The sequence below is a fragment of the Kiloniella sp. EL199 genome, assembly GCF_900313065.1.
Classification (GTDB): domain Bacteria; phylum Pseudomonadota; class Alphaproteobacteria; order Kiloniellales; family Kiloniellaceae; genus Kiloniella.
This window is the reverse complement of sequence record NZ_OMPU01000005.1, coordinates 53453-76032: the sequence shown is the minus strand read 5'-3', so window position 1 is coordinate 76032 and position 22580 is coordinate 53453. Positions and strand designations below refer to the sequence as shown.

The 22580-nt window shown below is 46.1% G+C and carries 22 protein-coding genes; 12 read left to right on the top strand and 10 right to left on the bottom strand.

Annotated elements, in window-relative coordinates:
- The first annotated feature begins 302 nt into the window (after positions 1–302).
- The 4 genes from D9A03_RS02755 to D9A03_RS02740 all read left to right on the top strand — a co-directional run bounded on the left by D9A03_RS02755 (position 303) and on the right by D9A03_RS02740 (position 4226).
- Positions 303–1442 (top strand): DUF2336 domain-containing protein, encoded by a 1140-nt coding sequence (locus tag D9A03_RS02755; RefSeq protein WP_162937947.1) that lies wholly within the window; start codon positions 303–305, stop codon positions 1440–1442.
- Positions 1442–3010, top strand: coding sequence for a PAS domain-containing sensor histidine kinase (locus tag D9A03_RS02750; RefSeq protein ID WP_120495719.1), 1569 nt, complete (start codon positions 1442–1444; stop codon positions 3008–3010). Before D9A03_RS02755 ends, D9A03_RS02750 begins: the two co-directional genes overlap by 1 nt.
- A gap of 122 nt (positions 3011–3132) precedes the next feature.
- Positions 3133–3867: an AzlC family ABC transporter permease gene (locus tag D9A03_RS02745; RefSeq protein ID WP_120495718.1), complete on the top strand. Its 735-nt coding sequence runs from the start codon at positions 3133–3135 to the stop codon at positions 3865–3867.
- Positions 3867–4226 (top strand): AzlD domain-containing protein, encoded by a 360-nt coding sequence (locus D9A03_RS02740; RefSeq protein ID WP_120495717.1) that lies wholly within the window; start codon positions 3867–3869, stop codon positions 4224–4226. Before D9A03_RS02745 ends, D9A03_RS02740 begins: the two co-directional genes overlap by 1 nt.
- Positions 4227–4268: 42 nt before the next feature.
- Here D9A03_RS02740 and pgk read toward each other — a convergent pair whose 3' ends face one another.
- Complete coding sequence (gene pgk, locus D9A03_RS02735; protein ID WP_120495716.1) at positions 4269–5471, bottom strand: phosphoglycerate kinase; 1203 nt, start codon at positions 5469–5471, stop codon at positions 4269–4271.
- Positions 5472–5656: 185 nt separating this feature from the next.
- Between pgk and D9A03_RS02730 the strand changes: the two genes are divergently transcribed.
- A complete protein-coding gene (locus D9A03_RS02730) occupies positions 5657–6007 on the top strand; it encodes a hypothetical protein (protein WP_162937946.1) in 351 nt (116 codons plus the stop codon).
- An 80-nt stretch (positions 6008–6087) separates the two neighbouring features.
- Here the strand turns inward: D9A03_RS02730 and D9A03_RS02725 are convergent, their stop codons facing one another.
- From D9A03_RS02725 to mntR, 3 genes are all read right to left on the bottom strand, one after another.
- Positions 6088–7815 (bottom strand): hypothetical protein, encoded by a 1728-nt coding sequence (locus tag D9A03_RS02725; RefSeq protein ID WP_120495714.1) that lies wholly within the window; start codon positions 7813–7815, stop codon positions 6088–6090.
- Between the two features lie 315 nt (positions 7816–8130).
- Positions 8131–8736 carry a superoxide dismutase gene (locus tag D9A03_RS02720; protein ID WP_120495713.1) on the bottom strand — a complete coding sequence of 202 codons (606 nt, stop codon included), beginning with the start codon at positions 8734–8736 and terminating at the stop codon, positions 8131–8133.
- Positions 8737–8923: 187 nt separating this feature from the next.
- Positions 8924–9448 (bottom strand): manganese-binding transcriptional regulator MntR, encoded by a 525-nt coding sequence (mntR, locus tag D9A03_RS02715; RefSeq protein ID WP_120495712.1) that lies wholly within the window; start codon positions 9446–9448, stop codon positions 8924–8926.
- Between the two features lie 290 nt (positions 9449–9738).
- On the opposite strand from mntR, the gene D9A03_RS02710 reads away from it, so the two are divergent.
- The 4 genes from D9A03_RS02710 to D9A03_RS02695 all read left to right on the top strand — a co-directional run bounded on the left by D9A03_RS02710 (position 9739) and on the right by D9A03_RS02695 (position 13817).
- Positions 9739–10722, top strand: a complete 984-nt coding sequence (locus tag D9A03_RS02710) for a metal ABC transporter solute-binding protein, Zn/Mn family (protein ID WP_254054959.1) — start codon at positions 9739–9741, stop codon at positions 10720–10722.
- Positions 10723–10743: 21 nt separating this feature from the next.
- Positions 10744–11556, top strand: coding sequence for a metal ABC transporter ATP-binding protein (locus D9A03_RS02705; protein WP_120495710.1), 813 nt, complete (start codon positions 10744–10746; stop codon positions 11554–11556).
- 81 nt (positions 11557–11637) lie between these two features.
- Positions 11638–12852 (top strand): metal ABC transporter permease, encoded by a 1215-nt coding sequence (locus D9A03_RS02700; protein ID WP_120495709.1) that lies wholly within the window; start codon positions 11638–11640, stop codon positions 12850–12852.
- Positions 12852–13817 carry a metal ABC transporter permease gene (locus D9A03_RS02695; RefSeq protein ID WP_120495708.1) on the top strand — a complete coding sequence of 322 codons (966 nt, stop codon included), beginning with the start codon at positions 12852–12854 and terminating at the stop codon, positions 13815–13817. The genes D9A03_RS02700 and D9A03_RS02695 overlap by 1 nt, the downstream gene beginning before the upstream one ends.
- Before the next feature lie 10 nt (positions 13818–13827).
- On the opposite strand, the gene D9A03_RS02690 is transcribed toward D9A03_RS02695, so the two are convergent.
- From D9A03_RS02690 to D9A03_RS02680, 3 genes are all read right to left on the bottom strand, one after another.
- On the bottom strand, positions 13828–14298 hold the full coding sequence (locus tag D9A03_RS02690) for a hypothetical protein (protein WP_120495707.1): 471 nt from the start codon (positions 14296–14298) through the stop codon (positions 13828–13830).
- Between the two features lie 95 nt (positions 14299–14393).
- A complete protein-coding gene (locus D9A03_RS02685) occupies positions 14394–15377 on the bottom strand; it encodes a GlxA family transcriptional regulator (protein ID WP_120495706.1) in 984 nt (327 codons plus the stop codon).
- 164 nt (positions 15378–15541) lie between these two features.
- A complete protein-coding gene (locus tag D9A03_RS02680) occupies positions 15542–16708 on the bottom strand; it encodes an aminotransferase class V-fold PLP-dependent enzyme (protein WP_120495817.1) in 1167 nt (388 codons plus the stop codon).
- Between the two features lie 200 nt (positions 16709–16908).
- On the opposite strand from D9A03_RS02680, the gene D9A03_RS02675 reads away from it, so the two are divergent.
- Positions 16909–17529 carry a LysE family translocator gene (locus D9A03_RS02675; RefSeq protein WP_120495705.1) on the top strand — a complete coding sequence of 207 codons (621 nt, stop codon included), beginning with the start codon at positions 16909–16911 and terminating at the stop codon, positions 17527–17529.
- A 1-nt stretch (position 17530) separates the two neighbouring features.
- On the opposite strand, the gene D9A03_RS02670 is transcribed toward D9A03_RS02675, so the two are convergent.
- Both D9A03_RS02670 and D9A03_RS02665 read right to left on the bottom strand, forming a co-directional pair.
- Complete coding sequence (locus tag D9A03_RS02670; RefSeq protein WP_120495704.1) at positions 17531–18832, bottom strand: FAD-binding oxidoreductase; 1302 nt, start codon at positions 18830–18832, stop codon at positions 17531–17533.
- Positions 18833–18965: 133 nt separating this feature from the next.
- Positions 18966–19430, bottom strand: coding sequence for an Lrp/AsnC family transcriptional regulator (locus tag D9A03_RS02665; protein ID WP_120495703.1), 465 nt, complete (start codon positions 19428–19430; stop codon positions 18966–18968).
- A 133-nt stretch (positions 19431–19563) separates the two neighbouring features.
- On the opposite strand from D9A03_RS02665, the gene D9A03_RS02660 reads away from it, so the two are divergent.
- Both D9A03_RS02660 and D9A03_RS02655 read left to right on the top strand, forming a co-directional pair.
- On the top strand, positions 19564–19833 hold the full coding sequence (locus tag D9A03_RS02660) for a DUF6356 family protein (protein ID WP_120495702.1): 270 nt from the start codon (positions 19564–19566) through the stop codon (positions 19831–19833).
- Between the two features lie 186 nt (positions 19834–20019).
- The gene (locus D9A03_RS02655) at positions 20020–21027 is read left to right on the top strand and encodes a YeiH family protein (RefSeq protein ID WP_120495701.1); all 1008 of its coding nucleotides are present in this window, start codon (positions 20020–20022) and stop codon (positions 21025–21027) included.
- A gap of 56 nt (positions 21028–21083) precedes the next feature.
- Here the strand turns inward: D9A03_RS02655 and D9A03_RS02650 are convergent, their stop codons facing one another.
- Positions 21084–22475: a dipeptidase gene (locus tag D9A03_RS02650; RefSeq protein ID WP_120495700.1), complete on the bottom strand. Its 1392-nt coding sequence runs from the start codon at positions 22473–22475 to the stop codon at positions 21084–21086.
- Positions 22476–22580: the final 105 nt, after the last annotated feature.

Genomic DNA, 22580 nt, shown 5'->3' with positions numbered 1-22580 from the left:
GGTCGATTCTTTTGATGAAACTTTTATTAACCATACAGAACTTGCCATCAACTACACAACCAAACTACTATATTTAGTATCTATTAAACCTGCATCTAAAAATCACCTAATAGATTAACGAAAAAGTTAAGACTATTTTCATAAATTTTGTCGTAATTGTTTGTTAACAAGTGAGTCTGCCTGGTAGCCGATTCACTTGTATAATAAGGACCAATACAGCCAATAATGGCTGTGAACGCGCATGTAGCGCACCGGGGTATAAGGAAGCGGGGATTCCCTTGCCGGAAGACCAGGATAATAACTTGCAAAAGTTGCTGGCTATGGCACTTGACCGTTCGGTCAAGGGTCGGAAGACGCTTGCGCGTACGATAGGGCAACTTTTCTCAGAAGAAGAACGTGTTCTTTCCGAACTGGAAAGAGCTTTGATGACTGACATCCTGAGTAAATTGATAAGTGATGTTGAGCAACTTGTACGACAGGCATTAAGTGAAGAACTTGCCTCAACAAAAACCGTTCCCCATGAATTGATTTTAATGCTCGCAAATGACGACATTGAAGTTGCTCGCCCCATTTTAATGAACAGTAATATCCTTCAGGATCAAGATCTGGTCGATATTATTAAATCACGCACGCATCAACATCAGCTTTCAATAGCACTTCGAAATGAACTCAGCAGTGAAGTTTCTGATGCCCTTGTTAATACAGGAAAAAAAGACGTCATCAAAACCCTGCTAGAAAACAAAAATGCGACTATTTCAGAACTTACACTTGAATACCTCGCAGACCAATCCCGGCGTATTGACGATTTTCAAGAACCTCTGGTTAACCGGGAGGACCTGCCCGCTCACCTGGCAGAACGCATGTACTGGTGGGTATCCGCAGCCCTGAGATCACACATCATCAAGAATTTCCCGGTGGACATTCAGGAAGTTGATAACAAAATCCAGTCTGGCATTCACAAACTTGTCGATCAGGACAGGGTTTCTCCGAAACTCCATGCCCCGTCGACAAAACTCGCCCAGAAATTAAAACAAAACAACTTGTTAACCATTGACAGTCTGGTTCAGGCTCTTCGACAAGGCGAAGTTGAATTATTTGAAAGTATGTTCTGTGAAATGAGTGGCTTTAGGCCAGGCGGCTTGCGAAAAGCCCTCTATGAAACCAAAGGCGAAGGTATTGCAATTCTATGTCTTGCCATGGAGATACCTAAACAAACATTTGCCACCATCTTTTTACTAAGTCGGAAAGGGAATCCCCGTGGTCACAAAACAGATCCGCGAGACCTTTCCCGGGCAATGCTTATCTACGACAAAGTCAGTAAAGATGATGCTCAGTTAATTACTGATTCCTGGCGAATGGATCCCAAGTATCAAAACGCAATAAGTGAAATCGATACAGCCTCCACAGGTAAAAAATCGGCAAGTGGGGCAAAGGCATCGTGATGGTAAAGGAAACGAAGGGTCGTATCGTCAAGCTTCCCAAGGATCGCGATACGAAAGGTAAAAATACTGGCCTTCCCTATAACTTAAGCAGTTCATTCGAAATTATTTCGGCACTAAAAAATGATATCGTTCACAACGGCCCCCCGACCTGTGTCATCAGTAATGAAGGTCAGGTAATCTTCGCGAACGAAGCCTATGAAATGATCGCCACGGAAATGGAAGAGGCAGGCTTGATCGAAAATGCAATTGCCCCTCCATACAGTCCCGCAGAAATAAAAGCCATAAAATCGGCTGGTGGTAGTAACCCTGATGAATATACGATTATTGTTAATAAAAAAGCTCGACACTATCTAGCTTCTTACCATTTTATAAGTGCAACAAACGTACACCCCGGTGCAACTGCCGTCGTTTTACGCCCTCATGACGAAAATGCTCAACTCAAGAAAATTCTGGACTCTGTGCAAAATCGCCTGAATGACATGAGTCGACTGGTTTCTGACTGGACATGGGAAACAGACAAAGATCTAAACTTTACCTATGTTTCACCACAGGTCCAAAAGGCCCTGGGGTATCACCCAAGTGAGCTTTTGGGTCGCAGTATCAAAGATCTCATTGTAGAAGAACCGAATCATATATTTGCAAACACCAAAGCAACAGGGCCCCATAAACCTTTTAGAGATGAACAACTGACAGTTCTGAGCAGATCAGGTGAAGAGCGTGTTTTTCTAGTAAGTGGCCTTGCTTTTTATACCAACGAAACCAAGGCTTATGCAGGTTACCGGGGTAGCGCCAGAGATGTAACCGAGCAACAGTATCAACAAGGTGCCCTTAGAACAGCCAAAGAAACAGCAGAAGTAGCCAACAGGGCAAAATCAGAGTTTTTGGCGAATATGAGCCACGAACTTCGTACGCCTCTTAACGCCATTATCGGCTTTTCCGAGATGATGTCATCACAGCTTTTGGGACCTCTTGGGAACAAGCAATATCACGAATATTCTCACGACATTCATACTTCTGCCCGCCACCTTCTAAGCGTGATCAATGATATCCTTGACGTGGCAAAAATTGAAGCTGGCAAGCTAGAGTTACTGGAGGATGCAACGGACCCGCTGAAGCTGGCCGTATCCGTTCAACGCCTGATGATTGAGCGCGCTGAAAATGCAGGATTGAAACTTAAACTTTCCCTGCCCTCGAAACTGCCAATGCTTCATGCAGACCAGCGCAAACTCAAGCAAGTTCTTATCAATTTGCTCGCCAATTCAGTCAAGTTCACACCATCTGGCGGCATCGTAGAACTTGCTGGTGGGGTTAATGATGATGGCGATTTCGAATTTATCGTCATGGATACCGGCATTGGGATGTCTGAAGAAGACATACCAAAAGCCTTTGAACCCTTTGCACAGATTGATAGCACCCTAAGTCGACAGTTCGATGGCACAGGTCTTGGCCTCCCCTTGGCACAAGGATTAGTCAGACTACACGGCGGTGAGCTGGAAATGACGAGCGATCCAGGCAAAGGAACCTCGGTTAAATGTGTTCTACCAGGCTCCAGAATATTACCCTCTTGATCCCCTCGACGACGTACTATTTTACCTGAAATATTTTGCACCGCACAAAACAGATGCTTTCATTCCATCCTCTGTGCTAGGCTTTTGGTCTCTTCTTTTTAATCCGGAGTCTAAAGCCGGGTATGCACGACACACCTGATGATTTTGGCTCTAGACAAGCCGCTTATATCAAGGGAGCAAAAGATGCTCTCACAATACCAGCACTCATATTGGGCAGCACCTATATGGGGTTTGGTGCTCTGGTCAGTGAAACCGGGTTGCAAGTCTGGCACGCCCTTATTTCAACGGCCGTTAACTGGGCCGTGCCCGGGCAAATCGCCACGATGGAACTCTACGCAATCAACGCATCCCTGTTCGTAATTGCCGCGGCAGTTGCTTTGATTAATTGCCGTCTGATGCCCATGACTATTGTTTTAATGCCCTTTATCCGAAATAAAACAACGCCCAAAATTGTTTATTACTTCATGAGCAACTTCATCGCCGTTACGGGATGGGCAGCGGCAATGAAACAGTGCCCAAAATTACCAGAAGAACAACGCCTGCCATACTTTACCGGCTTTGTTGTTCCTCTATGGTCGGTTTGTATGTTCGCCACATATATTGGATATCACCTTCCCGGCCTGTTACCAGTAGAGGTAACAATGGGGTTGGTCTTCCTGAACCCGGTTTACTTTATGCTGGTTTTTCTTGCTGACTTTACCCAACCGGGACGTCCGACAGCTCTAATTCTCGGGGCCATTCTTGGGCCATTAACCTTTTTGTTCACCCCCAACTGGAGCTTACTTATCACGGGGCTTATTGCCGGAACAATCGCCTTCCTGATCAGCGAGTGCAAGCTCAGGAAAGCGCAATCGTAATGAGCGAATTGGACAGCTTTCTAAATTCAGATTTCATGGCACCAATGGCTGCCTTGGGGGTTGCAGCTGCTGTTACCTACTTTTGGCGAGGACTAGGCGTTGCTGTATCAGGGAAAATGGATAAAGACAGTGCTGTTTTCCGCTGGGTTACCTGTGTTGCTTACGCCTTACTCGCCGGATTAATCGCCCGCATGATCCTCCTTCCCATCGGACCACTGGCAGAACTCGGCCTGGGACAACGCGCGGGAGCAACAATCATCTCTCTCGCCGTCTTCTTTCTCACAAGAAAAAATTTACTCGCAGGCGTCACAGCAGGTGCAACTGCACTGGTTTTAATGGCAAAACTGGGGCCTCTCTAAAGACCCCAGTTCGCTTTTTTAAACTAGATTGATTGAGCTGTATTAAGCCGCATCTTCCAAGGCTTTAACCCCGGGAAGAGTCTTTCCTTCCAACCACTCCAGAAAGGCACCACCCGCAGTTGAAATATAGGAAAAATCACTCTCAGCTCCGGCGTGAGCCAAGGCAGAAACAGTATCACCGCCACCAGCAACAGTAAGCAATTCTCCAGATGTGGTCAGACGAGCCGCAGCCTGAGCAACAGAATTTGTCGCCGCATCAAACGGCTCTGTTTCAAAACATCCAAGCGGGCCATTCCAAACGAGTGTCCTACAATCTTTCAACTCGGAAATTATCTCCTGTGCCGTTTGATTACCTGCATCCAAAATCATTTGGTTATCAGGAACCGATGATGTCTCGACAGTTGAAGTCGGAACGTTTTCAGCCAGTGTTTCCGCGACAACTACATCACAAGGCAACATCACTTTACAATTTTGTGCTTCAGCTTCTTTCAGGATAGAACGCGCAGTATCCGCCATTTCGTGTTCACAAAGTGAACGTCCGACTTCGATCCCCTGTGCATTCAAAAAAGTGTTGGCCATACCACCGCCAATAACCAGTACATCTACCTTGCTCACGAGATTACCAAGCAAATCCAGCTTCGTTGATACCTTTGCTCCGCCAACCAAGGCAGCAACAGGGCGTTTGGGGTGCGCCAATGCCTGCGTTAAATGCTCAAGTTCCGTCTGCATCAATCGGCCAGCCGCCGCAGGAAGTAAGCGGGCCAATCCATCGGTTGAGGCATGTGCGCGGTGAGCAGCAGAAAAAGCATCATTAATATAAACATCGCCAAGCTTCGCGAGTTCCTGTGCAAAGAAAGCATCATTCCCTTCTTCTCCGGCATGAAACCTGAGATTTTCAAGCAGCAATATTTCACCATTTGAAAGGGTATCAATCTGAGCAACAACTTCAGCACCAATACAATCCTTTGCAAAAGCGATTTCTTCACCGTCCAAAGCATCTGAAAGCCCTTTAACGACCGGGGCCAAGCTCATTTCAGGAACGACCTTTCCTTTTGGGCGGCCAAAATGGGCCATCAGAATTATTTTGGCGCCTTGCGCTTTTAGATCACGTATTGTTGGTAACACCCGAATAATACGACTGTTATCAGTGATTTTCCCATCTCTGATAGGCACATTAAAATCTACTCTGACAAGCGCACGCCTTCCGCTCAATTGAAGATCGTCGATCGTTTGAAACTGGGTCATAATTACTTCCTGTGGTTCTTATGAAATTTCTAATGAGACTTCTGGCGCCCAAATGGTTTCTTATTTACAACTAGCTTGTTACTTAAAGGAAGTGGTACAGAGTCGCTCGCTCAAATTCAAGTCCGAAGTGGGCTTTACATTAAGTCTGAAATCAAAAGCGGATCACAACAGAGGAAATGCGTTTCGTGAATGCCGACACAGAACAAAAAATCAGAACGATACTCAGAAACACAGCTAAGAAACACCAAACGATCACTTATCGCATGCTGGCTATAGAAGCCGAAATTCCTGGGCCTCAAATCATTCACAAACTGACACATAAACTCGAAGACATCATGCGAACAGATCATAATGCCGGAGATCTCTCGCTGGTACCTCTTGCTGTCAGTCGCGGTGAACCAGCAATTCCGCGTAGTGGCTTTTTCATTCTGTTAAGAGAACTCGGCCTTTATGACGGCCCTGACCAAGGTCCTGAAGCAATAAAAAAGCACAATATCTTGCTAGAAGAAATTTACAGCTCTTTCCCTGCGCCATAAATATACAAAAACAGGGTTGGCATAGCCAACCCTGTTTGATTAATCCAAGGTTTCTATTCGGAATCCAACCAAACGACGTCTTAGTTCGAGCACGTCAGTTCTTTAAAACCATCACAGCGATAATTTGAACAAATCTCTTTTGATCCCATGTTAATCGTCGGGAAGAGCGAACCAATGTTATCATCTCTGACCCACGCAACGGCCGTTTCATGTCCTTTTTTCTTGCACCACTCACGTGCGGCTGGTTCTCCGCAGTTTGTTCCCGGTGTTAAGCAATAATTCAAGCGATAGGCATCAAAAACAGGAAACTCATAAGTTATTCCCCCTGTTGAAGGACTCACAAAACGTTCTGCCGTTTCCGTCGGTAAGCTTCCTTGATTTGCAGAATCCGCCGAGCCATCAGAATTCAGGGGTTGGCTATCAACATTTTCAGCAGGTTGTGCTTCGAACAGTTGGTATGATGGCGTAAAAAGTGGATTTTCCGATTGCGAGGTGATCGCTTGGCGTTCCAATTCTCCCTCAGTGGCCTGTGTAGGCTGAGGGATTAACGCATCATCACCAGCAGGTGTTATACCCGCCGCAAGCAAATCTGAATCTGCCGGACTGTAAGCAGGTGCCTGAAACGTCTCAGCAGGTGCCGGAGCTGTAAACACTTGAGGTTCAGGAGCAACAAACACTTGTGTTTCAGTCGATGCCTGTGGTGCAGGCTTCTGTACTACAGCAGATTGCGGGGCCTCTACACTCTTTTTAATTACAGGAGCTTCTTGCGTGGTGGCTGGCTCTGGCGCAACAAAAGTCTGAGGAGCTTGTGGCACTGTCTTTGGCTCTACAGCAGCAGTTTGAGATGCGACAGCTTTAGCAGGGGCTGGGGCTTCAGATGCTTTTGCAACAACAGCTTTAGGTGATGCGCTTGCTACTGCCAATGCAGATAAAGCAGATGCAGGGCCAGATACATACTCAACCTTTACAGAACGTGCGCGCCCCTTGTATCCATAATCCGCAAGATTAAACTTGCGAATACTTTCCGCTTTAAAAGGAAAAGTAACATGATTCCCCTGACAATCAGGGAAGTCATATAGCGTTGCCCGTACACGATGATGAACAGATTGATAGGTACGATCCATTCCATCCGGATGCATGAAGACCAACTGATCGCTATCATTAAACCGGAAGGTACCGCGTTCACCAGCGTAGGTCGTCGGACCAACTAAATTCTGACAATAGCCTGTCCGCCCTTTGTCCCATGCCGGGATAAAGGCGCGTCGGTAATTCAACTGCTCAAGAACATTTGCGCAACCACGGCTGTAGGTGTTCAAACGTTGCAACATAAGAACCCCGGGCGGAGGCCCCATGTCACGACGATAGATAATCATTGATGAATAGGTATCATCTTGCGGAGCAGCCATTGATATCGGCGCATCATTTACCCGTTTCAACGGAACAAGATCAGCTGAAGGCCCCTGCCACAACAAATGTGGCTCTTCTTTACTTCCTAAAAGAGGTGCACAAGATTTGTCAGTTGTTTGAAACAGTGGCCCCTCAAAAAATATCGCCCCAACTTGTGAGCCAAGCTTCAGCGATGAAATGCGTCCAGAAAAATCACCAAGAGAAGGAACAAAAGAATAGAGTTGGTCAGCAGAAAGCTCAAAAATCTTTGCAGCACCAGAATATTCAGAATTATCAAAAGCAATGAGTTGATTTGGTGCCGGTTCACCAACCAAATCCTGGGCATAAACTTTTTCTGCCAAAGAGCTGAAACCAGCGACAATAGCCACCATCGTTCCGGCAATACGCCCTAATGCTCTCATACGACTTCTTTCCCCATTTCAAATAGGTCGTTGCCTATTTGGTCACCAAATTGATCAAACATACTTTATAAAAGCATTGGCAAAATAACAGGAAGATCAGATAAAGAAAACCGCCTTGATCGTCTCACTGAAATTCAGATCAAGATTCCCATGAAATTGTGCCAAAAATCACGTCAGAATCTCGATGCAATCAACAAGAAAACACACAAGTGCTACATCATATTGCATACAAAAACGGCCCGACAATCGGACCGTTTTGCATTAATTCCTGCCAAAAATTCTGATATAGAATTCTAACCGGGAATTTTCGTAATATTACCCGGCTTTTGAAAAGCGCTCTGCAACGTATTCCCAGTTAACCAGGCTATCAACAAAAGCTTTTACATAGTCTGGGCGCGCATTGCGGTAATCGATGTAGTAAGAATGTTCCCAAACATCACAGCCAAGAAGCGCGTGACCACCAGCTACCAGTGGGTTTTCGCCATTTGCAGTTTTAGTCACAGCAAGCTTGCCACTGTCGTCAAGTACCAGCCAGCACCAACCGGAACCAAACTGTGTAACACCAGCATTTACGAAATCGGCTTTAAATTGATCAACACTACCGAAATCTTCGATGATTTTCTTTTCAAGTTCACCAGGTATAGCGCCGCCACCGTTCGGCTTCATCATGTTCCAGAACTCGATGTGGTTCCAATGCTGTGCAGCATTGTTGAAAATACCCGCTTTAGACGCATCACCAAAAGAACCCTTCACGATCTCTTCCAGAGATTTACCTTCCAGGTCAGAACCTTCGAGAAGTTTGTTGCCGTTCACAACATAAGCGTTGTGGTGTTTGTCGTGGTGAAACTCAAGAGTTTCTGCAGACATGTATGGTCCCAGAGCGTCATAAGCATATGGAAGGGCTGGTAATTCAAGAGCCATGAGATTTCCCCAATTCTTTAGTTTCGTTTCAGTGTTAGAATTTCTGCCGCACTTTAGCCCGTTTCCCCCCTGTATCAAAAGCGAAAATCGCATCTAAATGATTTTCAGTTCCGAATAGATAAAAAGAAAAGAAAATTTGCTCGCGATAAGTCAGGAAACAAACAGGAAATTTAAAAGAACTAGCGGCTTATTTCTCGATCTTAAGTGTTAAAGCGGAAAGACATTCCAGTGTCTCTTCACTCACATGGTGTTCAACACCCTCGGCGTCAATCTCTGCCGTTGCATCACTCACACCAGCCGCCTTTAAAAAGCGAACCACAATTTCATGCCGACGTCGCGCAGCCTGTGCCAAAGCTCGCCCATTATCGGTCAGAAATATTGATCGATAAGGTTTTGAAATAACCAAACCTTCGCGTTGAAGACGCTGGATAATTTTATTAACAGTTGCGTGACTAACCCCCATACGTTCTGCCAACTCAACAACACGTGCTTCCCCGTTCGCATTGATTAAATCATCGATCAACTCGACATAATCTTCTGCAACCTCTGTTTTATGGGCTTCACGCACACGCTCAAACTTTGCAGCCTGCTGCTCAGCATCTTCCAACTCTATATTCTGTCCAGAATTTTCCGAGCCAATTTCCGGGGCAACTTCTGGGCCAGTTTCTAGATCGCTCTCTGGCTCAATCTTTGGGTCAGTCACTGATGTCATGGGCTTAAATATAACCTTCCGCCACTCATCTAATATTAACTCTGCTTCGCCTTACTTACCTGAAAGAATCCCGAATGTAAAAGAGCAAGCACACTTATGTATCTCCAAAAATCAACATCAAATTATTACCCGCGAAACAAATAAGATACGCTTGAAACATTATGCCATTGACACCAAATGTAGCCTAGGCTACAAATTTACCTGTCGACATCAATGTTGCCATACTTAACCACGACTCGATTCCACCAACCACCTAACGTTTCAGAAATAGAGCAGATAAAAAGAAACTGATGATGTTATTTAGATCCTTTACCTCCATAGTCAAAACTATTCTGGTTGCTGTTATTCTTATCGCTTCTAGCCAGTCAGCCAGAGCTGACAAACCTGTCGTGATGACAACAATCGCACAGATCGCAGATGTCGTTAGCCACATCGTCGGGGACAAGATGGAAGTAGATAGTCTTATGGGTGAAGGTGTTGACCCCCACACCTATCGGATGAACAGATATGATGTCGCCGCCCTGACAAAAGCAGATATAGTTCTCTACAACGGCCTCTATCTGGAAGCACAGATGGAAGATGCTCTTGAACGCATGGCAGCAAAAAAGCCCGTGGTTCCCTTGGCAGAAACAATCAACAAATCTCTGCTGTTAACCAGTCAGGATTACGAGGACAAGAATGATCCGCATGTCTGGATGGATGTTAGAAAGTGGATGGCCGTCACAAGTCAAGCGCTCAACGTCATCAAAGAATACGATCCTGCAAATGCGGATTTTTACGATAGAAATGCTGCAGAGTATCTGATCAAACTGGAACAGCTTAATGGGTATGTAGAAACCGTCCTTGCGAGTGTCCCTGAAAACGAACGTGTTGTTATCTCGGCCCACGATGCTTTCAACTATTTTGGTGAAGCATATGGTTTTGAAGTTGTCGGCATCCAGGGGCTAAGCACGGCGAGTGAAGCAGGTCTGAAAAAGATAGAAAATCTGGTTGATTTAATTGTCACCCGCAAGATCAGAGCCGTTTTTGTCGAAAGCTCGGTAGCGGATCGCAATGTGAAAGCTTTGATTGAAGGTGCTGAAGCACGCGGTCATAACATAACAATCGGTGGAACATTGTTTTCGGATGCTATGGGGCCTGAGGGAACCTACGAAGGTACTTACATTGGCATGCTCGATCATAATGCAACTGTAATTAGTCGCGCCCTTGGTGGTGAAGCACCACTGGCAGGCATGAGCAAACAATTGACCTTGACGCAACACACAGCTAACTAAGGCTGTATAGGAAATTTTCCGATGATCGCGAAGCTATTGAAACTGCAACCGAGTACTTCCCTCAGCACAGATACTGCCAAGAAAGCCCCTTTGGCAATCGAAGGCCTCTCAGTTTCTTACCACCACAAGCCAGTGGTATGGGATCTCTCGTTTGTTGCCCCTGAAAAGGGTTTGGTCGCGGTTGTCGGCCCCAATGGCGCAGGAAAATCAACTTTTATCAAGGCCGCCCTTGGCTTGATCCCTAAATTATCCGGAAAAATCACAGTTTACGGCAAGCCAGTAGATAAACAACGCAAGCTTATCGGATACGTTCCTCAACGAGGCAGTGTGGACTGGGATTTCCCAGCGTCTGCACTGGATGTTGTCACCATGGGTCTTTATGGCGAGATTGGCTGGCTCAAACCCGTTCGAAAAAATCACAAAGAACAGGCTCTGTCTTATCTGGACAAAGTCGGGATGGTCGATTTTGCAGATCGGCAAATCGGACAGCTATCAGGCGGTCAACAACAACGTGTTTTCCTTGCCCGCGCTCTGGCACAAGACGCATCACTTTATTTCATGGATGAACCTTTTGTCGGCGTCGATGCCGCAACTGAGCGTGCCATTATCAACGTTTTGAAAAAGCTAAAAGACCAAGGTAAAACTGTAATCTGCGTTCATCATGATCTGCAATCCGCACCAGATTATTTCGATCACGCGCTTATTCTCAACGTAAGATCAGTGGCCAGTGGCCCAATGCACGAGGCCTTTACCTCTGAAAACCTGCAACGTGCCTACGGTGGCCGCCTCGCACCTTCGGAGTTGTCAGGACTAATGTCACTCGCGGGCCAGTAACTTAACTTGCGCCTGCAGAGACAAATACTCAGAACACTTTGAAAACCAATAAACACCACCAGAAACACCAAAGGCAGAATCGTGCTTCAGGAACTTTTTGAAATCCTAACTTTCCAGAGCGGTTACAACACAAATGTTGTCCTTCTCGGTGCTGGCTTACTGGGCACCGCAGGGGGAGTTGTCGGTGTATTCTCTCTTTTGCGCAAACGTGCCTTAATCAGTGATGCGATCAGCCACGCAACCCTTCCCGGGATCACACTGGGTTTTCTCGTTGCCCTTGCCCTTACAGGAACAGGCAAGAGCCTTCCTTTCCTGATGGTCGGTTCAACTCTAAGCGGTATTCTTGGCGTCTTATTGGTTCAATGGATCAAGGACAATACACGCCTTCCGGAAGATTCAGCAATTGGTACTGTACTTAGCTCTTTCTTTGGCCTTGGGGTCGTTTTGATGAGCTACATCCAAACTTTAAAAAGCGGTAGCCAGGCCGGCCTGGAAAGCTATTTGCTAGGCTCAACAGCCAGCATGTTACAAAGCGAAGCCGAAATAATTGCCCTTTTTGCTCTTGTCATAACCGTGCTCGCTGTCTTGTTCATGAAAGAATTTGGCTTGGTATGCTTCGACCCTGACTATGCCGCATCACGTGGCTGGGCAGTAAGCAAAGTCGACCTTCTTATGATGGCACTATTGCTTGCCGTAGTTGTCATTGGCCTTAAAACAGTTGGTCTTATTCTGATTATTGCATTAGTCATCATTCCACCTGTTGCCGCCCGTTTTTGGACCGACCGCTTAGGTGTTATGGTCGCAATTTCTGCTTTTACGGGTGGAATGAGTTGTTATCTTGGTGCAGCATTATCCGCACTCACCCCTGACTTACCATCTGGGGCAACAATAGTATTGACAGCCACTGCCCTCTTTACACTATCTCTTCTCTTCGCTCCGAAAAGAGGCGTGATTGCCACTGCCTTACGACAGTTTTCCTTCAGGCTCAAAATCACACGACGCCGTGCCCTTTTATCCCTCGGCAAAAATAAACAGGATCTATCTCTTTTAGCTTCCTTCATGTTAAAGCGTGAAGGCGTTCTGAACAGCGATCTCACCCTGACAGAAAAAGGCAAAAGAACCGTTAGCTCTATGTCCAGAGATCAAGCACTTTGGAATCAATACCTCAGTGACTACCCGGAAGAAGCTTTCGCCCAAAACCGCTGGTCACTCGCCATGATTACCGACATTCTCCCCCGCGATTTGATAAAAGAGCTGGAAATGTCGATTGACCATCCAAAGAAGGAAATCGGCTAATGGAGTTACCTCTCGCAGATTTTCTACAAATCGACTTCCCGGCACTTCTTGTTGCGTCCCTTGCGGGACTTTGCTGTGCCCTACCCGGCAATTTCCTAGTTCTCAGGCGGCAAAGCCTGATCGGTGATGCGATGAGCCACGTGGTTCTACCCGGTATTGTTGTCGGGTATCTCCTGTCTGGAACTTTGGATACTTTACCGATGCTCCTCGGGGCTTTGGGTGCTGCCCTTATATCAGCACTATTGATCGAAATTATTCGCCGCTTGGGCAATGTAGAGCCCGGAGCAGCCATGGGCGTGGTTTTTACATCTATGTTTGCCCTTGGCGTGCTTATTTTGGAACAGACAGGCACATCAGGCGTACACCTTGATGTCGAACACGCTCTTTATGGAAACCTGGAATCTACCCTTTGGTTCGGTTTGAACGACTGGTCTGATATTCTCTCAGCAGACGGGTTGGCACAGATGCCGGGAAGCATCAGCCGACTTGGCGGCGTCACCCTTGTGGTCCTGCTTGTCATTATCCTATTTTTCAAAGAACTGAAGATATCAACCTTTGATCCTGCCATGGCAACTTCGCTGGGATTCAACGCGCGTTATATCAGCATAGGCCTGATCATCATAACCGCAACATCAGCCGTCGCGGCCTTTGATGCTGTTGGATCTATCCTCGTCATTGCAATGTTCATTTGCCCTGCTGCAACGGCACGGATGTGGACGGATAAACTGAGTACTCAAATCATCCTATCATCCATCTTTGCACTTTTATCCGGATGTTTAGGATATTTGATCGCTGCTTTTGGTCCGTTTTTACTCGGTGAAAATTACGCGTTAAACGCAGCCGGTATGATTGCAGTTGTCGCTTGCCTGTTACAGGCATTCTCAATGATATTCGCCCCAAACCACGGAACACTCGGACGCTTCCTGAAGCAACGCAAAGCGCTTCAGGAACCTACGCCGCTTTAAATTCGGAAATCTATTTCTTCAAAACGTTTTCGAGAACATCCAAGGCTTTATTGGTAAGAATGTCGATCAGAACAACGTCGTCATCGACAATGACAAATTTACTGTTTTTTCGGCGTGGCAATCTGCTTTGCAAATCATCAGGCAAATCGCGCTTAGCTAAGCCCGGTGGTAAAGATCCTTTTTCATCCAGCTGCTTTTGTAGTCCAGGAGGCAGAGACCCTTTTTTTGCCAAACCTGGCGGCAGACCTTTCTTCTTGCCCTTCCCTTTATTCTTTTTGTGACCTTGAGTCGTCTGATCATCTTTATGGAAATAGCGATTAATCACTGTGCGCTCAATCTCATTGATCACATCTTCGATGACTTGTTCCTGAGAACTCTGAGCCGCAGAGGCAGGCGACAAAAATACAAGGCTCACGGCACCAAGACTAAGAATAGTTGGCACGATTGCTGCCGCAAAACTTTTTTTGATTAGTCGCTTCATAACATAACCTCATCTCTTGTTCGTTGAGGAACAGTATAAGCGAAAAAAGGCAAAAATTGGATCAGCGTAAAATTACGTAGTTATAATAATACTGATTATAACTTCTGGTTTTGGCTTGGCAGCTTACGTTCTGAAAGCGGTGTACAACCAAAGAAATTGCGATAACAGCGTGAGAAATGCGCAGATGAATTGTACCCACAAGCCAGGGCAACCTCGATAATTCGCATCTTGGTTTGCATGATCAACTGTCGTGACCGATAGAGCCTCAATTCGCTATAATATCTAGCCGGAGATTTATTAAACTGCTTGCTGAACATGCGTTCCAACTGACGGCGCGATGACCCCGCGATCTTGGACAGCTCCTCAAGGCTCAAAGGCTCTTCTAAATGATCTTCCATAATTTGGATCACCCGCAATAAACGTTGATCCTGAATAGAGTACCGTGCGGAAAGGCCAAAGTACTGAAATTCACGCCGATCCCTAATACGCTCGTGCACAAACTGATCCGCAACCATTCTCGCCAACTCAAAACCGTGCAGGTCAGAGATAAAGTTCAACATCATATCCAGACCAGCGGTCCCCCCAACACAGGTAAAGCCCTTTGCACTAACCTCGAACAGTTCGTTGGATGTTTCAATTTCTGGAAATGTTTCCTTGAAAGCCGACAAATATTCCCAATGAACCGCACATTTGGTTTTATCAACCAACCCTGCCTTAGCCAAATAATATGATGCCGTATAAAGCGCGCCAATCATCCTGCCCTGACGCCCCACAGCTCTTAACCATGGCATAAAGTCGCTAGCGTCAAAGCCGGATATATTATGGCCCCCACAGAGAATAATATTTTCAGGTTCACTCGCAGAGGCCAAATCCCCCTGCACTTCCAAACGCAATCCATTCGACGCCTCAACATTCTTTCCATCCAGAGAAAAAACCGGACAGTCATAAAGTTCTTCACGCGCAACTTTATTTGCGACGCGTAAAGGCTCCATCGCAAAGGTAAAAGAATTCATTGAAAACCCCGGCAAGAGCAAAAAGCCAACACATCGGGTCTTGCCTTCTTTGGGTTCTGGAAACATTTTATTCTCTCTTATGAATGTCAGGTATGAATGACTGAATTCTGTCGCTTTTCACATAAAACGACATGCATCTCTTCTAAGCGGCCTTTTCCGAGGTTTCAATAGCAGAAGCAAGAAAGGCCACCTGAAGCAGACAGCCTTTCGTAACCAGATGCGTTATTAGGCTATTTATTTTTATGCCAATATTCAATAGCAGCCCCGACACCTTTACCAGGCTCAATGTCCATTCCAAGATCACGCATAACCATCTCGGCACCGCCAAGCGCGCTAAACAACATGCATTCGTTCAAATCGCCAAGATGTCCGATCCGAAATAGCTTTCCTGCAACCTGGGCAAGTCCACCGCCGAGAGAAAGGTTATAATTCTGATAGGCCCGTTTCACAATTTCCTGTCCATCAATCCCTTCAGGGACCATAACCCCCGTAACGGTGTCTGATTGCCATACAGCCGTTTTCGCACAAGTTGACAATCCCCATGCTGCAACAGCCTGCCTGACCCCCTCTGCCAAACGATGATGTCTTTGCCACACGTTTTCCATGCCCTCTTCCAACAAGACATCAACAGAAGCACGCAAACCTCTCAAGAGTCCCATAGCGGGTGTATAGGGCCCTAGGCCGGTGCGGGTTTGATTAATCATCAGCCTGAAATCAAAATAAAATCGCGGACAGGATGCTGTTTCACCAGCTTGGAGGGCCTTTTGGCTCACACCAATGATGCCGAGACCCGTCGGCAACATGAAACCCTTTTGTGAACCAGCGACGGCAAGGTCAACGCCCCAGTCATCCATTTCAAACTTAATGGCCCCAATCGAGCTGATCCCATCTACATACAGCAACGCCGGATGATCACAGGCGTCCAAAGCATCACGAACCCCCTTGATATCGGATGTGACACCTGTCGCCGTTTCATTGTGGCAAACAATAACTCCTTTGATTTCACGCTGTGTATCTGCAGCCAGACGTTCAGCTATTTGTCCCGCGGGGGCACCCTCACCCCACGGCACATCAATATCTTCAACCTCAATGCCAAGCGCCCGACACGAATCAATCCACAGACTTGAAAACTGCCCGAAACGGGCTGTAAGCACTTTATCACCCGGAGAAAGAGTATTGGTAATAGCCGCCTCCCATCCACCTGTCCCGGATGAAGGAAAAACAATCACTTCACCTTTGTCTGTCCGGAAGATTTTCTTCAGATCTTCAAACAAGGGCACCATGAAATCTGGTGCAGACATAGCGCGGTGATCTTCCGTATTTACATCCATCGCCAAGCGAATACGTTCCGGCATATTTGTTGGTCCGGGGATGAAAAGTGAATTACGACCAGCCATCATTAAATCCTTAAGCAGTATCTTAAAATAAATTTCCCTGAGATTACGCAAACAGCGACAGGACAAAAAGGATCAATTCGGACTAGGAATTGTGACGAAAACGCAAAAATCATCTTTTTCTTTCAACAAACTTGCACGAATTAAAAAAGAAGCGCAGGATCTTATACCTAATCAATAACATCCCTAAATTGAGTTTTCCCATGACATTAGAAGTTTGGCTTCTTTTTATTGCCGTTAGCCTTGCGCCTGCAATCAGCCCCGGCCCAGCAGTATTTCTGGCCCTTTCCAACACACTCAAGTTTGGGGGACGCGCAACGATCTGGTCAGCAACAGGTAATGCACTGGGTTTATTTATTCTCGGCTTTGGAGCAGCTTTGGGTTTGGGTACGATTATGGAAACATCAGCGCTGGCATTTACAGTTCTGAAATTTATTGGCGCTGCCTATCTCATCTGGCTCGGTATTAAAACCTGGAGAGATAAAAGCGGCCTGGTAGAAGAAGGTCAAAACACACTTCCCCCTCAAAAACATAAGCTCTTTTCAACTGCCTTGATTGTATCGCTTACCAACCCAAAGGCGATCGTTGTTATTCTTGCCCTGTTTCCTCCCTTTATGAGCACAGAAGGCTCTGCCTTATTTCAGGCGACAGTCTTATCTGCAACCTATGCAATCCTGTGCTTTTTGAATCACCTGACAATTGCCTTGATGGGCGGTCGGTTAAAGAATTTCATGAGTAGTGTGAAACGTATTCGCCTTGTTCGACGTGTGCTTGGCGTTACTTTTGTCAGCTTTGGTGCCCTGCTCGCTTCGGCCCAAAGGTAAGCTACCATCCCATCCTGTCCGCGAAAGCATGCCAACGAATCATGAAAGGCATAAACCAGGGAGACCCCGTATAAAGGGGACGACCTTCAAAAGGCAGATCATCCAGTTCAGTTCGCCCCTCTGGATCGCCCAACACTTTCAAGGCTGTTTTCCGACCAAAATAAACGGCACGTCCAACACCCGATCCACAATACCCCATGGCATAATGCACACCGTCAACTTTCCCGACATGGGGTGTATGATCAAAGGTATAGGCCACAACTCCGGACCAGGCGTATTCAATCCTCACCGATTGTAACTGCGGATATATCCGTCGCATCGCGTTTCTAAGATAAGTAACGTATTCTTGTGGATTATCCTTAAGGTCTTTAGCCCGACCGCCAAAAATCATTCGCTTTCCATCAGCTGATGGACGGTAATAAAAAACCAGTCGATGTGTATCACCATGGCCTCTTGATTTAGGCGATAATTCGAGAATTTTTTCCGGGGGCAACTCTTCCGTTGCAGTTACGGCAGAACGGATCGGAATAAGACGTCGACGGAACCATTGTAGATTTTTAGGTGTATAACCATTTGTTGCCACGATAATGTCACGCACGATCAAAGAATGATTTTTTGTGCTAACGGTTAACTTGCCTTCCGAACCAGAAATATCCTGTACCGCCTGTCCGCCATATATCCTGGCTCCAGCTTCAGTGACTTTTCGCAAAAGCCCTTGCAACAATAATGCAGGCTGTAGTGTTCCGTCGTCTTCATAAACAGCCCCACCATGATAAAGGTCAGATCCTATTTCATCATGTTGCTCAGATTTAGGTACCATATGTGCATTGAGACCAAGGTCTCTTTGCATGATCTCTACTTGTCGGGCGAGATTGTCATAATGTGTAGGTCGAACGGCACCTCTGAACCGTCCGCGCATTACCACTTCACAGTCAATTTCTTCCTTTTCGACAAAAGAAATCAAGGATCGCATACAGTCCAGACTTTCAAGCATGATGGCGCGTGCTTTTTCTTTTCCGTAGGCATGCTCTAGCCCCTTAAGCCCGAGTTTATGAAAACTAGGCCCCAACAGCCCGCCGTTTCGTGCCGAACAGCCCCACCCCGGACGCTCTGCCTCCAAAACCACAACTGACCGTCCCGCACGCGCCAGCGTAAGTGCTGCAGAAAGTCCGGTATATCCAGCGCCAATGATGACAACATCGGCCTTTTGTGGCGGCAAGTCTGATTGAACGTAATTGTCTGGTTGGAAACGAGCATCTGTCCACCAAAAGGGTTGATGCGTAAAATTTTCAGATCCAGTCATGGTCACGGCTCTGCACGAAGAGAGGAAAGAAGATAGAATTCATAGACAGACAACATGCTGTCATGACGATGAATACTTAGGAAGTTGAAAACGGGATCTCACTGCAAAATAACGCGATTTTTCCTTCGTACACTTATCTTTTATCCAGTGGCACCTCTGTGGTTTCTTTGATCTTTTCCATAGAAAAGTAAGACGTCACATCATGCAGTGGCGCCGTTCGAATAATCTTCTTATAAACCCGGTCATAATCTTCGATACTGGATACCAGAATTTTCAAGAGGTAATCCACATTTCCATTAAGACGATGGAATTCGACAACCTCATCAATCCTGCTGATACCTTCGGAAAAATTTTCCAGCCAACCATCTCCGTGATGCGCCGTCCTCAACTCAACAAAAACCGTTAATTCCTTCCCCACCATCGTCGGATCAACCAACGCGACCTGCTTTTTTATAACACCGGATTCCTGCAGCAACTTTATGCGCCGCCAGCAAGCGTTAGTCGACAGATTGACCAGTTCAGCAATTTCCGATGCCGGACGACTGGCATCACGTTGGAGTTCTTTCAAAATTCTTAAATCAATATCATCTAGCTTCATCAAAACTCTCTTTGTTGGGATATTTTCTCAATATCAAATCACATTACCACGTAAAATGAGAAAAAATTATCTGCAATGTTGATTTATACTAAAAGAAAGAGGCAAAAAAAATAACTAAATCTTGGTGAATTAAATGAAAAAAATTATCGACAACCTTTTTATCAACCATCCTCAATCGGTGAACGAAACCTATTTTGAGCACATGGGGCAGGCTCTGTATTTTTCATTTAATATGTGTATTGGTTTTTTTGTCTGCCTCTGTCATGCCTTTATTCCTGGCGCTTTTGAAAAGACAGGCAGCCAATTGGTTACAAAACTCTATGATCGAATGGTTCAAAACCGTATGCGGCATCAGGCAAAACAAGACACACTAATTGAAAACACGGAAACAGAACGCGCCTAATATTTTTTATCCTACAGCAATCTTCATAATTATGGCGTCTGTTTAATAAAACGCATGCTCTGTCATTAGTTTTGCTTAAAAGATAATTTTTTTTGAGATTTCAGGTTGATATTCCTCTAGGATCTTCGCCAATACACGTCGCGTCTTCAGCGCAATGCAATCACCAAAGACATATTGAGCAAAACAATGCCTGTTCTCGTTTTGGGGGCTAAAAAGTACGCCCATCTAAAATCGCTACTACCCGGTGTTATGCTGGCCGTCATTTTGGCTTTTGCCGCCACCTTTATATCTGATCACCATGGCGGCCCCACCCTTCTCTATGCTCTGCTTTTTGGCATGAGCCTCAATTCTCTTATCGAAGGATCATCGGCCAAGCCAGGTATTGAATTCACCAGTAAATCTGTCTTGCGTATCGGCGTTGCTCTTTTGGGTGTACGAATAGGTCTGGACCAAATCACACAGCTAGGTCTTAGCTCAACCAGTATTCTGGTGGTTGCAGTCATTATCACCATCATATCCGGTGTTTTGCTGGCTCGTTTTTTTGGATTTGATAAAAGATTTGGATTATTAACTGGTGGGGCGACAGCAATCTGCGGCGCATCAGCAGCTCTTGCAATTTCTGCGGCAATGCCGAACTCCCCGAATAAAGAACGCTCAACACTCTTTGCTGTCGTTGCAGTAACAACACTATCCACTCTGGCCATGATTTTATATCCACCCCTTGCCTTATGGATGGAAATGACACCGGAAGAATCAGGCTTCTTTATCGGTGGTACTATTCACGATGTTGCGCAGGTTGTTGGGGCTGGTTATTCAATCTCTCCCGAAGCAGGCGACGCCGCCACTGTGGCCAAGCTATTTCGTGTTGCCCTTCTTGTTCCAATTACACTTTTTGTCACAACACTATTCAAACAATCAAATCCAAATAAGATGAAGGCCTATTTGCCCCCGCTGTTTTTAATCGGCTTCATCGTCTTCACGGGATTGCGCTCAACAGGATTGTTGTCAGACTTTTTAATTACGCAACTCTCAGAACTCTCTCGCTGGTGCCTCATCACAGCAATTGCAGCAGTCGGCCTAAAAACATCTTTACGCGATGTTCTGCAAATTGGGCACCAAGCCCTGATACTAGTTGTGGTTGAAACCTTAATTATTGCCGGCCTGATTATAGGCAGTATCTATCTGATACACTAAAAAGGCTTACGCAACGAGTAACGAAAGGGCGGCTAATCAGCCGCCCCATTGTCATCTTATGAATTGCCCAGTGCCGCAATAATTCGCACCCAGGATCGTATTCCTTTGTGAAAACTTTTAAGGTCATATTTCTCGTTGGGGCTATGAATACGATCATCTTCCAACGCAAAACCAACCAAAAGAGTTTCCATCCCCAATACGCGACGGAATTCAGTTGTAATAGGAATAGAGCCACCAGACCCGATCAAGGCTGCTTCTTTATTCCATTCATCAGAAAGCGCTTTGATCACTTTTTGTGTCTCAGGCATATCCGTATCCACAACCAAGGGACCAAACTCTCCCCCGACGGTTTCATATTCAACCGAACAATCAGCAGGTAAACGAGCTTCAATAAAACTACGGAATGCCTCACGAATTTTGGCTGGCTCTTGCTGATCCACTAAACGGAAAGTGAACTTGGCATTCGCTTCGGCCGGAATAACTGTTTTGGAGCCTTCACCATTATATCCGCCCCAAATACCATTTACTTCGCAGGTTGGACGAGACGTCAGTTGCTCAAGAACAGAATAGCCCTCTTCCCCAGCAGGCACCGAAAGCCCGACCTCACCCAAAAATTCTTTGCTATCAAAACCCAACTCGTCCCATTGTTTTTTGATATCTGCAGGCAGTTCGCCAACACCATCATAAAACCCAAGGATTTGAACGCGCCCCTTGTCATCACGAAGATCAGCAATAATCTTGGACAAAACATGTAACGGATTTCGCGCTGCAGAGCCATAACCGCCAGAATGCAAATCACGATCAGCAGCTTTGATCACAAGGTTCTCTTTCATCATTCCACGAAGGCGAACTGTAATCGCGGGCGTATTCTTGTCCCACATGCCGGTATCGCAGACCAGCGCCAGATCGGCCTTTAGTTCATCTTTGTGTGTCGCGAGGAAATCGTCCAGACTTGGGCTACCTGTTTCTTCTTCGCCCTCCAGAATCATCGACGCATTCAAAGGTAACTTACCTGTTACAGCACGCCAGGCGCGACAAGCTTCAACAAAGGTCAAAAGCTGTCCCTTGTCATCCGACGTACCGCGACCTGTCAGTTCTTTACTGCCATCGGGTAATTCCTTGACTGTCGGTTCAAAAGGTGGGTTATCCCATAGTTCCAACGGGTCAACAGGCTGAACATCATAATGCCCGTAAAACAGTACATGTGGTCCAGTATCCTGATCCGGCGTATGGGCAACGACCATTGGGTGACCGGGGGTTGGTCGCACAGATGCATCGAATTGAAGCTCTGTGAGTTCGCGCTCTAACCATTCTGCCGCTTTCTGGCATTCTGCTTTGTAGGCAGGGTCTGTTGAAATACTTTCAATTCTGACAAGCTCAAACAATCTGTCGATAGATTCTTCCAGATGATCGTCCACGTGGGACAACACTTGATCCAGAGCGCTCATTCTTATGCTCCTAGCGTTTTAGTTTTTATTTGTTAGCCCCAACAAGGCACGTTGGGTCCCGCCAAAACATCCTGTAATCATCTATCTAATATTCAGAGAGCACGA